The sequence below is a fragment of the Streptomyces sp. NPDC001270 genome, from assembly GCF_042896695.1.
Lineage (GTDB): Bacteria > Actinomycetota > Actinomycetes > Streptomycetales > Streptomycetaceae > Streptomyces.
In genome coordinates, this window is sequence record NZ_JBIAXM010000045.1 from 1 (window position 1) to 12,888 (window position 12,888).

14 protein-coding genes and 1 pseudogene are annotated in these 12,888 nt (G+C 71.8%); 8 read left to right on the forward strand and 7 right to left on the reverse strand.

The features are described 5' to 3' along the window. Positions 1-77 precede the first annotated feature (77 nt). Positions 78-737, reverse strand: a complete 660-nt coding sequence (locus ACFY2B_RS40765) for a class I SAM-dependent methyltransferase (RefSeq protein ID WP_390768120.1) — start codon at positions 735-737, stop codon at positions 78-80. 100 nt (positions 738-837) lie between these two features. Here ACFY2B_RS40765 and ACFY2B_RS40770 point away from each other — a divergent pair, with 100 nt between their 5' ends. Next, positions 838-1,467: a CGNR zinc finger domain-containing protein gene (locus ACFY2B_RS40770; protein WP_390768121.1), complete on the forward strand. Its 630-nt coding sequence runs from the start codon at positions 838-840 to the stop codon at positions 1,465-1,467. Here the strand turns inward: ACFY2B_RS40770 and sodX are convergent. Next, positions 1,371-1,802 carry a nickel-type superoxide dismutase maturation protease gene (sodX, locus tag ACFY2B_RS40775; protein WP_390768164.1) on the reverse strand — a complete coding sequence of 144 codons (432 nt, stop codon included), beginning with the start codon at positions 1,800-1,802 and terminating at the stop codon, positions 1,371-1,373. The two genes, ACFY2B_RS40770 and sodX, sit on opposite strands and share 97 nt — an antisense overlap. Before the next feature lie 145 nt (positions 1,803-1,947). On the opposite strand from sodX, the gene sodN reads away from it, so the two are divergent. Together sodN and ACFY2B_RS40785 are read left to right on the forward strand one after the other, a co-directional pair. Beyond that, complete coding sequence (gene sodN, locus ACFY2B_RS40780; protein WP_376534473.1) at positions 1,948-2,343, forward strand: superoxide dismutase, Ni; 396 nt, start codon at positions 1,948-1,950, stop codon at positions 2,341-2,343. A gap of 152 nt (positions 2,344-2,495) precedes the next feature. Continuing rightward, positions 2,496-3,269: a VOC family protein gene (locus ACFY2B_RS40785; protein ID WP_390768122.1), complete on the forward strand. Its 774-nt coding sequence runs from the start codon at positions 2,496-2,498 to the stop codon at positions 3,267-3,269. Between the two features lie 261 nt (positions 3,270-3,530). Here ACFY2B_RS40785 and ACFY2B_RS40790 read toward each other — a convergent pair whose 3' ends face one another. The 4 genes from ACFY2B_RS40790 to ACFY2B_RS40805 form a co-directional block, all read right to left on the reverse strand. Next, positions 3,531-3,863: a DUF952 domain-containing protein gene (locus ACFY2B_RS40790; RefSeq protein ID WP_390768123.1), complete on the reverse strand. Its 333-nt coding sequence runs from the start codon at positions 3,861-3,863 to the stop codon at positions 3,531-3,533. Positions 3,864-3,944: 81 nt separating this feature from the next. Further along, positions 3,945-4,142, reverse strand: coding sequence for a hypothetical protein (locus tag ACFY2B_RS40795; RefSeq protein ID WP_390768124.1), 198 nt, complete (start codon positions 4,140-4,142; stop codon positions 3,945-3,947). Between the two features lie 205 nt (positions 4,143-4,347). Next, positions 4,348-5,472, reverse strand: a complete 1,125-nt coding sequence (locus ACFY2B_RS40800; protein WP_390768165.1) for a family 2 encapsulin nanocompartment cargo protein polyprenyl transferase — start codon at positions 5,470-5,472, stop codon at positions 4,348-4,350. Positions 5,473-5,596: 124 nt separating this feature from the next. After that, positions 5,597-7,003, reverse strand: a complete 1,407-nt coding sequence (locus ACFY2B_RS40805; protein WP_390768125.1) for a family 2B encapsulin nanocompartment shell protein — start codon at positions 7,001-7,003, stop codon at positions 5,597-5,599. A 298-nt stretch (positions 7,004-7,301) separates the two neighbouring features. On the opposite strand from ACFY2B_RS40805, the pseudogene ACFY2B_RS40810 reads away from it, so the two are divergent. Both ACFY2B_RS40810 and ACFY2B_RS40815 read left to right on the forward strand, forming a co-directional pair. Next, positions 7,302-7,894 (forward strand): annotated as a pseudogene (locus tag ACFY2B_RS40810) (N-acetylmuramoyl-L-alanine amidase). Positions 7,895-8,051: 157 nt separating this feature from the next. Next, entirely contained in the window at positions 8,052-8,951 is a 900-nt protein-coding gene (locus ACFY2B_RS40815) for a 1-aminocyclopropane-1-carboxylate deaminase/D-cysteine desulfhydrase (protein ID WP_390768126.1), read from the forward strand. A 126-nt stretch (positions 8,952-9,077) separates the two neighbouring features. On the opposite strand, the gene ACFY2B_RS40820 is transcribed toward ACFY2B_RS40815, so the two are convergent. After that, the gene (locus tag ACFY2B_RS40820) at positions 9,078-10,673 is read right to left on the reverse strand and encodes a Na+/H+ antiporter (RefSeq protein WP_390768127.1); all 1,596 of its coding nucleotides are present in this window, start codon (positions 10,671-10,673) and stop codon (positions 9,078-9,080) included. Between the two features lie 61 nt (positions 10,674-10,734). Between ACFY2B_RS40820 and ACFY2B_RS40825 the strand changes: the two genes are divergently transcribed. The 3 genes from ACFY2B_RS40825 (at position 10,735) to ACFY2B_RS40835 (ending at position 12,761) form a co-directional block, all read left to right on the forward strand. Further along, a complete protein-coding gene (locus ACFY2B_RS40825; RefSeq protein WP_376534499.1) occupies positions 10,735-10,995 on the forward strand; it encodes a UBP-type zinc finger domain-containing protein in 261 nt (86 codons plus the stop codon). Between the two features lie 261 nt (positions 10,996-11,256). After that, entirely contained in the window at positions 11,257-11,670 is a 414-nt protein-coding gene (locus ACFY2B_RS40830) for an anti-sigma regulatory factor (RefSeq protein ID WP_004925829.1), read from the forward strand. A 17-nt stretch (positions 11,671-11,687) separates the two neighbouring features. Next, entirely contained in the window at positions 11,688-12,761 is a 1,074-nt protein-coding gene (locus tag ACFY2B_RS40835) for an RNA polymerase sigma factor SigF (RefSeq protein ID WP_390768128.1), read from the forward strand. Positions 12,762-12,888: the final 127 nt, after the last annotated feature.

The following is a 12,888-nucleotide window of genomic DNA, read 5'->3' on the forward strand; positions in this document are numbered from 1 at the left end:
GCCCGCCTCCGTACATCTGCCGACGTCGCAAGGTTCCTCGCTTCCGACCCCACCCAAACCAAGATCAAAAAGACGAGTTAAAGATCTGCACGCCCGTAGATCTCGTAACGGCGGGCCGTCGGTCCGGCCAGGACCGGGTCGTTCGCGGCCAGCTGCCACCACTCGGCCCAGTCGAGGGCGCCGGCGTTCTTGGCCTGATCCATGCGGGCGTGCCGCTGGGCGCGCTCGGCGGCATTGATCCGGGGCGTGGTGTCGTCGATCATGTGGTCCGCGTTCATGAAGACACCGCCGTCGCGCACGAGGTCCGCGACACGACCGTAGAGGGCCGCGAGGGGGTCGCTGTGCAGCCAGTGCAGGGCGGTGGCGGTCAGGACCGCGTCGTACGAGTCGTACGGCAGCAGCGCGGGCCACTGCGGGTCCTTGAGGTCGGCGGTGACGAGGCTGACCCGTGCGTCGCCCGCGAAGGTGCCCTCGGCGATGGCGAGCAGCGCGGGGTCGAGGTCGACTCCGGTGCTGACGGCCTGCGGGAAGCGCTTGAGCAGCCGGGCGGTGATGCTGCCGGTGCCGCAGGCGAGGTCGAGCACGCGCGGCGCGGTGCCGACGCAGCTCTCCACCATGTCGAGCATGATCGTGAAGCGTTCCTCGCGGTCGGGCATGTACCACTCCTGCTGCCGGTCCCAGCTCTCCTGCCAGGCCCGCCAGTCGGCACCCGTGGTGACCGCGTGCGCGTCCGTCATCGCAACCCCTCCACTGCGAAGGTCCGTAATACCCTGGAAGTGCGACCGCCTCTTACCGGATCGCATCCCCGACCATAGAGTGCCACCGTAAGGACTACAAGTGGAACTGGCCTATTACTCGGACTACGCCGTACGCCTCGTCAACAGCGAGGAGCCGCTCCGGGGCAAGGACTCGCTCACCACGGTCGAGGCCGTCCGCGGTCTGTTCGGCGTCAACCAGTCGGCGGCCCGTCGCGCGACCGACGCCGACGTCACCCGCTTCCGCTCGGTGCGGGCCCGGTTGCGCGCCGTCTTCGAGGCCGCCGATCAGGGCGACGAGACGCTGGCGGTCGACCTGCTGAACTCGCTGCTGCTGGAATTCCCGGTCAGCCCGCAGATCTCCGGGCACGACCACCGGGACGACGACGGCCGCCCGCTGTGGCACATGCACCTCGCCGACCACCCGTCGAACGCCACCGCGGGCTACGCGGCGACCGCCGCCATGGGCCTGGCCTTCCACCTGACCGAGTACGGCGTGGACCGTCTGGGCCTGTGCCAGGCGGCTCCCTGCCGCAACGCCTACCTGGACACCTCGACCAACCGCTCCCGGCGCTACTGCTCCGACCGCTGTGCCACGCGCGCCAACGTGGCCGCCTACCGGGCCCGCAAACGCCTGGAGGCCGACCGGTCCGGGAGCACCGGCCTGACCGCGGACAGGGCCCAGCCCACCAGCGCCAGCGGCGAACGCTGATCCGGCCTGCGCGGCCGCAGCCGCAGCCGGACCCGGCCGAGGACCAGCTCCTGGGGCACGGCCCCGTAGTCGGTGCTGTCACCACCCGCGTACGAGTTGTCCCCCAGCACCCACCAGCCGCCCTCGCGGCGTTCCACGGCACGCTTGACCACGAGCAGATCCTGTTGGAAGGGATGCCGCAGGACCACGATGTCCCCTGGCCTGATCCGGGCGCCGTACTGCAGCACGAGCCAGTCCCCGTGATACAGCGTCGGCACCATGGACGGCCCCGACACCTCGGCCAGCCCGAAGGGCACGGCCCTCCCCCGCTCGATCTCCTGCGACAGCTCCGGCATCGCCGGCACCTCCCCGGTCCGTTCCTCCACCAGTCCCAGTCTGACCCTGGACTTTTGTCCTAAGCCCACGGGGGCACTCGCGAAATCCCGCTTCTCAGGGAGTAATGTCCCACCTGAGAAGACGATCACGAGGAAGGAATGCTCCATGCTTTCCCGCCTGTTTGCCCCCAAGGTCAAGGTCAGCGCGCACTGCGACCTGCCCTGCGGTGTGTACGACCCGGCCCAGGCCCGCATCGAGGCGGAGTCGGTGAAGGCCGTCCAGGAAAAGATGGCCGGCAACGACGACCCGCACTTCCAGACGCGTGCCACCGTCATCAAGGAGCAGCGCGCCGAGCTGGCGAAGCACCACGTCTCCGTGCTCTGGAGCGACTACTTCAAGCCGCCGCACTTCGAGAAGTACCCGGAGCTGCACCAGCTGGTCAACGACACCCTGAAGGCCCTCTCGGCCGCCAAGGCGTCCAAGGACCCGGCGACGGGCCAGAAGGCGCTGGACTACATCGCCCAGATCGACAAGATCTTCTGGGAGACCAAGAAGGCCTGATCTTCCCGAGTGCCTTCTGCCCTGCGCTCTCCTCGATCACAGGGTCTCCCCGCCGCACCCGGTCCCCGGGGCGCCGACCACGGTGTCCTGCTGGGCCGGGTGCGGTTCTCTGTTTCCCGGGGCGGCCCGGCCCGGCCGCCTACGATCGGCGCGTGAGCATCCGCTGGACCTATGCCTTCGTCGACCGGCCCGCCGACCGGGTCGGCGCGGCCCGTGACTTCTGGACGGCCGTCACCGGTACCGGGCTCTCGGAATTCCGCGGTGCCCGCGACGAGTTCGTGACCCTGCTGCCGTCCGACGGCGACGCCTGCGTGAAGGTGCAGGGTGTCGAGGCGGGGGCGGGCGGTGCGCATCTCGATTTCTCGGTGGCCGATGTCGGGGCGTTCGCAGCGGTCGCCCGGGACCTCGGTGCGGTCCCGGTCGCCGAGCACGTGGGGTGGTGCGTGCTGCGCTCACCGGCCGGGCTGTTGTTCTGTGCCGTGCCCTGGCACGGGGAGGCGGTCCGGCCCGCGGTGGTGGACGGCAGCCGACTGGACCAGGTGTGCCTGGACATCCCGCCGTCCGCCTACGACGCCGAGTGCGCCTTCTGGGCCGGGCTGACCGGCTGGGAGCCGCTGACCGGCTCGCTTCCCGAGTTCCGGGTGCTGCGTCCGCCGCCGGGGCTGCCCGTCCGGATCCTGCTCCAGCGGCTCCGGGACGAGCGGCCCGCCACCGCCCACCCCGACCTGGCCTGCGCGGACGTCGCCGCTGTCCTGGCGCGCCACGAGGTGCTCGGCGCCGCCGTCGTGGCCCACGGCCCGCACTGGACGGTGCTGCGCGACCCGGCGGGCGGCCTGTACTGCCTGACCCGGCGGGATCCGGAGACGGGCGGTCCGCCGGCGCCGGGGGTCAGCGGTGAGACAGGCTCGCGTATGCGCAGACCATGATGTCCGGTCCGCTGGGCAGGGCGGGGGGCAGGCTCGACGGTGCGGCCGACGGTACGGCGGGGGGCCTGCGCGGGCACCCGCCGTCGTCCCCGTCCGCCACGGGCGGCGGTGCGGGCGTGGTCCGGGTCCGCTCCCAGACGTAGGGCTCCCGGGGGCCGGTCCCGGCCTGGAGCCACAGTGTGAGTCCTCCACCGCCGGCCACGGCCAGCGCCCACAGCACCATCGCGAAGCGCCATGCCCGGCGCCGTCCCCCCGGCGACGTCACCCCCAGGGCTCCACGTCCACCACGGCCCCGACCGGCACCGGCCCGTAGACGTGCGGGAACTCCTCGCCGTCCGGCTCCACCGCCTCCCACCGCACGGGTACGCCGAGGAGCGCCGGGTCCACGACCAGGACCACCAGATCCCCGGGACGGTCGTACGAGCCGTACAGGAAGGCCGCCACGCGCGGGAGCTGGGCGCGGGAGGAGAAGTGGACGAAGGGCACCTCGCGCAGCGTGCGGCCACGGGTGGACATCTCATACGTGCCGCGCTCGCGGGCCGCGTCCCACAGGGCACGTTCCGTGATGTGGAGGATGTACGGGAGTTTCGGCATGGGGTCACGCTACGGCCTCGGCCGGACCGCCCGTGCCCGCGGACGGTGCCGGCCCCGGCGCGGGGACAGGGTCAGTGCCGCTCAGTGCCGCTTCGCGCGGGTCTCCCGGGGCCCGCGAGGGGACCGTTCGGCGGCGGCGCCGGCGCAGGCCGCGCAGCGGGGGTTGTGGCACGGGCCGGGGCCCCACACGGGAACCCAGGCGCCCAGGGTCTTGTGCCGCTTGACGACTGTTTCGACGGGCTGTCCGCAGACGGGACAGGCGTGTTCCTCGCTGTCCATGGCGACAGCGTAGGACGGGCCCGGGACCGGCGCCCGCTGTGGCGGGTCGGGGGCCCCTCGGGCCGGGCGCGACGGAAGTTCGACGGGTCCCGCGCACCGCGGAGCGCGCGGGACCGGCGGGCCGGAGCCGTCGGGTACGTGCGGGGTCAGGAGCCGCACGTCCCGGTGGTGGCTCCGGGGCCCTTTCGCAGGCGGAAGGTGAGCCTCAGCTGCTGCGGCGGGTGACGAACTCGGCCAGCGCGAGCAGGCCCCCGGCCGCCTCCGGATCGGGCACCGCGCGGACCAGTTCCTGCATCGCCCGCGACATCCGGTCGGCCGCCTGCACCTGGGCCCAGTCCCGGCCGCCCGCGCGCTCCACGGCTTGCGCCGTCCGCTCCAGGTCCTTCTCGTCGTACGGCCGTCCGTACAGCTCGGCCAGTTCGGCCGCCGCCGGTGTGCCGGAGGTCAGGGCCGCGACGACCGGCAGCGACTTCTTGCGGACGGCGAGGTCGGCACCGGCCGGTTTGCCGGTGCGCTCCGGGTCACCCCATATCCCGATGACGTCGTCGATCAGCTGGAAGGCGAGCCCGGCCTGGCGTCCGAACGCGTCCAGCGCCGCGACCGCTTCGTCGTCCGCGCCCGCGTAGAGCCCGCCGAGGGCACAGGCGCAGCCGATCAGCGCGCCGGTCTTGGCCTCGGCCATGACGAGCACGTCGTCGAGGCGGACCTCGTCGGGGGCGCGCTGCTCCATCGCCGTGTCCGCGTGCTGGCCCTCGCACAGCTCGACCACACAGTCCGCGAGCCGGGCGGCGGCGGCCCGGGACGCGGGATGCGGATCCACGGCGAGCAGCCGCAGGGCCAGCGCCTGCAACGCGTCCCCGGCGAGGATCGCGTCAGGGACGCCGAACACGGTCCAGGCCGTGGGCCGGTGCCTGCGTGAGGTGTCCCGGTCCATCACGTCGTCGTGCAGCAGGGTGAAGTTGTGCACCAGCTCCACCGCCGCGGCGGCCCGCAGGGCCGCCGTCCGCGCCCCGGATCCACCGAGCGCCGAGGCCGCGGTGAGGACGAGCGCGGGCCGGATCGCCTTGCCCGCGTTGCCCGCCGCCGGCGTGCCGTCCGCGTGCTCCCAGCCGAAGTGGTAGCGCGCGATCCGGCGCATGGCACCGGGCAGCGACTCGACGGCGGCCCGCAGTTCGGGGTCGACCGACTCCCGGGTCCGGTCCAGGACGGCCGTGGCCTCGTGTCCGTCGGGCGGGGGCCCGCCCTCCCGGGCGGGCCGTGACCGGTCCCCCGGCGCCTGCGGGTCACCGGCCCGGGGTCCCCCGGCAGGGCACTGCTTCGTCTCCGTCATGAACTCGGCCATGGCTCCCCCTCGCGGAGTCCGCGGACGGTGGCGATGCCACCCCGGCTGGGCTGGTATCCCGAGGGTGTACCCGCCCGGGTGGGCGGGAACACGGCCGCGAAGTGCGGAAACGTCACCTCCACCGGCCGATCTCGACGTTCTCCATGACGCCGAGCGCGTCCGGCACCAGGACCGCCGCCGAGTAGTAGGCCGTCACGAGGTAGTTGATGATGGCCTGCTCGTTGATGCCCATGAAGCGGACGGACAGGCTCGGCTCGATCTCGTCCGGGATACCGGACTGCCTCAGGCCGATGACGCCCTGGTCCTCCTCGCCGGTACGCATGGCGATGATCGAGGTCGTCCGCGCCTCGCTGATCGGGATCTTGTTGGACGGGTAGATCGGTACTCCGCGCCAGGTCGGGATACGGTTGCCGCCGATGTCGACGGTCTCCGGGACGAGCCCGCGCTTGTTCAGCTCGCGGCCGAACGCGGCGATCGCGCGCGGGTGGGCGAGGAACAGTTTGGTGCCGCGCCGCCGGCTGAGCAGCTCGTCCATGTCGTCCGGGCCGGGTACGCCGTCGTGCGGCTGGATCCGCTGGTCGTACTCGCAGTTGTGCAGCAGGCCGAACTCGCGGTTGTTGACCAGCTCGTGCTCCTGGCGCTCCTTCAGCGCCTCCACGGTGAGCCGCAACTGCTGCTCGGTCTGGTTCATCGGCTGGTTGTACAGGTCGGCCACGCGCGTGTGGATGCGCAGCACGGTCTGGGCGATGCTCAGCTCGTACTCGCGGGGCTTCGCCTCGTAGTCGACGAAGGTGTGCGGGATGTCCGGCTCGCCGCGGTGGCCCGCCGCGAGGTCGACCGCCTTCTCGCCGTACTTGTTGGTGCGCTGGGCCGGGATCGCGCGCAGCTGCCGCAGATGCTCGCGCAGGGAGTCCGAGCGCTCCGCGACCTGCTCGAAGTCCTGACGGGACAGGATCAGCACGGTGCACGTCGTGCCCGCGCGGGCCGTGTACTCCCAGATGGCGTCCGGGTCGAGCAGCGCCTGGTCGCCGAAGTAGGCGCCGTCGGCGAGGACCCCGAGGACCGCGTCGTCGCCGTACGGGCCCGTCCCCAGCTTCTCCACCCTGCCGTGCGCCAGCAGGTACACCTCGTCGGTCTGGCTGCCGAACGAGGCGATCACCTCGCCGGGGGCGAAGTCCCGCTGGCGGCAGCGCTGGGCCAGTTCGGAGAGGACGTCACCGTCCTCGTACGCCCGCAGGGCCGGCAGTTCGCCCAGTTCGGCGGGGATCACCTCGACGCGGTCGCCGGTCTTCACAAAAGTGATGCGGCCGTCTCCGACCGCGTACGTCAGCCGACGGTTCACTCGGTACGTGCCACCCTGCACGTTCACCCAGGGAAGTGTCCGCAGCAGCCAGCGGGAGCTGATCTCCTGCATCTGGGGCGCGGACTTGGTGGTGGTGGCCAGGTTCCGCGCTGCCGCCGTGTCCAGAGACTGCTGCGGCCTGCCCTGATCCGTGCGGACCTCTTCGCCTACCGACATAGAGAATTGCCCTCCCAGTCTGCACCGGCACCGAACTGCGCCGGGCATCGGCCTTGCTCGCGACCAGCCTTCCAGCACGGAACGTTGCTGCACCATTACCCGAAAGAGCGGGAATGGATCATCGCATTAGTGGGCAGAAAGAAGGCTCTTTCACGCCGGGCGGCGCCGGGCGCGCGGGGTGTCCGGATCGGCTCGCACACCACCCGAACGAAGTAGCCAGGACGTCTGATTTCACTAAAACTTACCGTGGTCGATCGGTCGCAACAAGTGACTGCGGCCCGGTGCGAAGGAGGCGTCCATGGCCTCACCCATGTCCGCGACCCGTTTTCGGGACACCCTGAGAGCAGAGGGTGTCACGGTCGTCGAAGTCGGCGACTGGAAACATCACAATCGCAACCACAAGGGGCCGTGGGGGCCCGTCCACGGGGTGATGATCCACCACACGGTGACCGGGGGCAGCGACCTGACCGTGGAGCTCTGCCGGGACGGCCACGCCGAACTGCCGGGCCCGCTGTGCCATGCGTGATCACCAAGGACGGCCGGGTCCATCTCGTCGGCTACGGCCGCGCCAACCACGCGGGGCCCGGCGACGACGACGTGCTCCGCGCGGTGATCGCCGAGAAGTCGCCGCCGGCCGACAACGAGGCCGACACCGACGGCAATCGCTCTTTCTACGGCTTCGAGTGCGAGAACCTCGGCGACGGGAAGGACCCGTGGCCCGCGGCCCAGCTGACGGCGATCGAGAAGGTGTCCGCGGCGATCTGCCGCCACCACGGCTGGACGGAACGTTCGGTCACCGGTCATCTGGAGTGGCAGCCGGGCAAGGTGGACCCCCGCGGCTTCACCATGAGCCGGCTGCGAAAACGCGTCAAGGAACGCCTGAAGGACTGACCGCCCGGAACGCCTGAAGGACCGGCGGGCGGGGCCGCCCCGGATCCCCTGCTCCCGGCTCCGGTCCCGCCGGCCGTCCATCGCGTTCCGCCGCGTGCCTTCGCGTTCCACCGCGTGCCACCGGGGCCGGTGTCCGGCGCCCGGTGACAATGGTGTGATGGTCAGTCGTGTGCCTCTCGCCGCCCGTCTCCCGTCGCCCACCGAGGCCGTCGGCGACCACCGGTTCGCCCGGCACGGTGTCCGGCTGCTGCTCAAGCGCGACGACCTGATCCACCCGGAGCTGACCGGCAACAAATGGCGCAAGCTGGCACCGAATCTGGCCGCGGCGAAGGGGCGGACGATCGTCACCTTCGGCGGCGCCTACTCCAACCACCTGCGGGCCACGGCCGCCGCGGGCCGCCTGCTCGGTCTGCCCACGGTCGGCGTGGTCCGCGGCGACGAACTGGCCGGCCGTCCCCTCAACCCCTCCCTGGCCCGCTGCGCGGCCGACGGCATGCGTCTGCACTTCGTCGACCGATCGACGTACCGTGGGAAGACCGACCCGCAAACCCTCGGCACCCTGCTGCACGCGACGGGCGCCGAGGACGCGTACGTCGTCCCCGAGGGCGGCAGCAACGCCGAGGCCGTGCGCGGCTGCCGGGCGCTGGGGGAGGAACTGCGCGGGCACGCCGACGTCGTCGCGGTCGCCTGCGGCACCGGCGGCACGCTGGCCGGGCTCGCCGCCGGACTCGCGCCCGATCAGCGCGCCCTGGGCATACCGGTCCTCAGAGGCGGGTTCCTGGCCGCCGAGGTGCGGGCCCTCCAGGAGGATGCCTTCGGCGCCCGCCGCGGCTCCTGGTCGCTCGACGACCGGTTCCACTGCGGCGGGTACGCCCGCACCAGCCCCGAACTCGACGCCTTCGCCGAGGACTTCGAACAGCGCCACGGCCTGCCGGTGGAACGTCTCTATGTCGCCAAGTTGCTCTACGGACTCCTCGTCCTGGCGGAGGAGGGTGCCTTCCCGCCCGGTACGACCGTCGCGGCCGTGATCACGGGCCGGCCCTTCCCAGAACCGTAGGGACTCCACCGCGGCCGGGCCATGACGGGCGGGCGGCCACGGTGGCATCCCCGGTCACGGGTTTCCCGCGGCCCTTCAGGGCGCTGCCGAGCCGCCCCGACGCCGCAAAGACTCATCAAAGGGACCCTAGGCCGCCTCCCGGTACGCCGCCGCCTCCTCCAGGTCCAGCCGGCGCAGCAGCGTGCGCAGCATCTCGTCGTCGATGTAGCGGCCGTCCCGCAGCCGTACGAACACATCGCGTTCGGCGCTGATCATCTCCCGGGAGAGCCGACGGTAGGTGTCGTCGACGCTCTCCCCGGTCACCGGGTTCACCGCGCCGAGCCGTTCCCAGACGGCGTTGCGGCGGCGTTCCAGGACGGCGCGGAGGCGGTCGGCGAGCGGCGGCGGCAGGGCGTTGCGCTCGTCCGAGAGCAGTTCGCCGAGGCGGACCTCCGCCGCCCGGGACGCCTGCGCCTGGGCATTGGCCTCGGCCAGGGTCTCGGCCTGCGGGTCGCGGCCGGGGAAGTCCAGCAGCCGGATCAGCGGGGGCAGCGACAGCCCCTGCACCACGAGCGTCCCGATGACCGTCGTGAAGGTCAGGAAGAGGATCAGGTTGCGCTGTGGGAAGGGGTGTCCGCCGTGCACGGTGAGCGGGATCGAGAAGGCGATGGCCAGCGACACCACGCCGCGCATCCCGGCCCATGCCGTGACCATCGCGCCGCGCCAGGTGGGGTTCTGCTCGCGCTCCCTGACCCGCGCGGACAGCAGCCGCGGCAGGAACGCCGCCGGATACACCCACACGAACCGGGTGGCGACCACCACCAGGAAGAGGACGGCCGCGTACCCCGCGGCCGCGACGCCCTCGTGCTCCCCGAGCCCCCGCAGGACGACCGGCAGTTGCAGTCCGATCAGGGCGAAGACCGCCGACTCCAGCACGAAGGCGACCATCCGCCAGACCGCGTCCTCCTGGAGCCGGGTGGCGAAGTCGACCTCCCACGCGCGGTGTCCCAGATAGAGCGCGACGACCACGACCGCGAGCACCCCGGAGGCGTGCACCTGCTCGGCGACGCTGTAGGCGACGAACGGGATCAGCAGGGAGAGCGTGTTCTGCAGCAGGGGTTCCTTCAGATGGGTGCGCAGCCAGTGGAGCGGCGCCATCAGCACCAGCCCGATGCCGACGCCGCCGACGGCCGCGAGCAGGAACTCGCCGATCCCGCCGAGCCAGGTGGCGCCCTCGCCGACGGCCGCCGCGAGGGCCACCCGGTACGCGGTGATCGCGGTGGCGTCGTTCAGCAGGGACTCGCCCTGGAGGATCGTGGTGATCCGGGCGGGCAGTCCGACCCGGCGCGCGACCGCCGTCGCGGCGACCGCGTCCGGCGGCGCCACCACCGCGCCCAGCACCAGGGCGGCGGTCAGCGGTATCCCGGGCACGATCAGATAGACCGCCCAGCCGACGACGAAGGTCGCGAACAGCACGTACCCCACCGAGAGCAGCGCCACGGGCCGCAGCTGCGCCCGCAGGTCGAGGTACGAACTGTCGCTCGCCGAGGTGTACAGCAGCGGGGGCAGCAGGAGCGGGAGCACCACCTCGGGGTCGAGGGTGTACCCGGGCACCCCGGGTACGTACGAGACCGCCAGGCCGACCGCGACCAGCAGCAGCGGTGCCGGCACCGCGGTGCGCCGGGCCGCCCCGGCCACCGCCGCACTGCCCGCCACCAGCAACAGCAGCGGCATCACGTCCATGTCCTCGCCCCGCCCTCGTTTTCCGCGCGGCCAACCGCACACCCGTCGTAATCTGGCAATCATGAAACAGTGCACGCACGCCGACGCGCTGCCGCACCCGGAGCCGAGACCCCAGAACGAGACCTGCCCGGAGTGTCTCGCACAGGGCACGCATCCGGTGCAACTGCGGCTCTGCCTGAGCTGTGGCCACGTCGGCTGCTGCGACTCGTCGCCGGGAAGACATGCGACGGGGCACCACGAGCGGTCCGGTCACCCGGTGATGCGGACCTTCGAGCCGGGCGAGGACTGGCGCTGGTGCTTCGTCGACCACGTCCTCGTGTGACACTGCATGTCGACGACCAGTTCGGACGGTTCGGCCGTCTGACGTCTGGGTACGTCAACCCGGCGCGCGCTCTTCCCATTTGGGCCCGCAGACCCCTAGACACGGAGCGTATTCACAGCTTTACTGTGAGTGACGCCAGGGGGTTGGGGTCGCGGGGACAGAACGTTCCGAGCGCGATAGCGTCACCGCTGAACCAGGAATCGCGTTATCCCGGGGGGCGACCCTCGGCCCTGTAAAGCTTGTACCACCTTGGAGGTGAGGGTGTCCCAGATCGCAGGCGAGCCCGCGACCCAGGACTTCGTGGAAGTCCGGCTGCCGGCTGCGGGTGCCTACCTGTCGGTGCTGCGGACGGCCACGGCCGGACTCGCCGCCCGCTTGGACTTCACCCTGGACGAGATCGAGGACTTGCGCATCGCGGTGGACGAGGCATGCGCGATCCTGCTCCAGCAGGCCGTGCCCGGCTCCGTGCTCAGCTGTGTCTTCCGCCTCGTCGACGACTCGCTGGAGGTCACGGTGTCGGCGCCGACCACGGACGGGCACGCGCCCTCGCGGGACACCTTCGCCTGGACCGTGCTGTCGGCCCTGGCGGGCAAGGTCTCGTCGGCCGTCGACGAGGACAAGACCGTGTCGATCAGCCTGTACAAACAGCGCGGCGCGGGACCCGGGCCGGCGTGAGGAACGGGGACGGGCCGATGCAGGACGAGGAGCGCGGCACACGGGAGCTGCCCGCCGCGGGCGAGGTCGCCCCGAGCGGATCTCGGCGCACGGCGGACGGCATCGACGGCATCCCCGAACAGGCCAGGCCGCATCCGGAGGACCACTCCGAGCAGGCCGACCGGGACGGTGCCATGCAGAGCGCGCCTTCGGCGGGACGGGCCGGGGTCGCATCCCCGGTCCGGGCGGAGGCCAGGGCTCGGGGAAAGACTACGGGCGGGACGATGAGCGAGCACGAGCGATACTCCGGGGACGACGCGCCGGGCGCCCAGGGCGTTTCCGGCACGCAGCACGATCCTCAGGACCGCAGCGGGGCGCGCGCCATGTTCGTCGAGCTGCGCGGGCTCGAGGACGGCAGTCCCGAGTATGCGGAGCTGCGCAACCGGCTGGTCCGGATGCACCTGCCGCTCGTCGAGCACCTCGCACGCCGGTTCCGCAATCGCGGCGAGCCGCTCGACGACCTCACCCAGGTCGCGACCATCGGCCTGATCAAGTCCGTGGACCGGTTCGATCCGGAGCGCGGGGTGGAGTTCTCGACGTACGCGACGCCCACGGTCGTCGGCGAGATCAAGCGGCATTTCCGGGACAAGGGCTGGGCGGTGCGCGTCCCGCGGCGGTTGCAGGAGCTGCGGCTCGCGCTCACTACGGCCACGGCGGAGCTGTCGCAGCAGCACGGCCGCTCCCCCACCGTGCACGAGCTGGCCGAGAAGCTGGCGATCTCGGAGGAGGAGGTCCTGGAGGGGCTGGAATCGGCCAACGCCTACTCCACGCTCTCCCTGGACGTCCCCGACACCGACGACGAGTCCCCCGCGGTGGCCGACACGCTCGGCGCGGAGGACGAGGCGCTGGAGGGGGTCGAGTACCGCGAGTCCCTCAAGCCACTGCTCGAAGACCTACCGCCGCGAGAGAAGCGCATCCTTCTCCTTCGGTTCTTCGGCAACATGACCCAGTCGCAGATCGCACAGGAGGTCGGCATCTCGCAGATGCACGTCTCCCGCCTGCTGGCCCGGACGCTGGCCCAGCTCCGGGAGAAGCTGCTCGTGGAGGAGTAGTAGGGCCCACCGGGCGCCCTTCCCGACGGCGAGAGCCGGTCGCAGCGGCGCCCCTCAGTGGAAACGGGCCCGAACCCGAAGGCGCAACCCGCCGGGGAACAGGGCCTGCCCCTTGAGCGGCATCCTC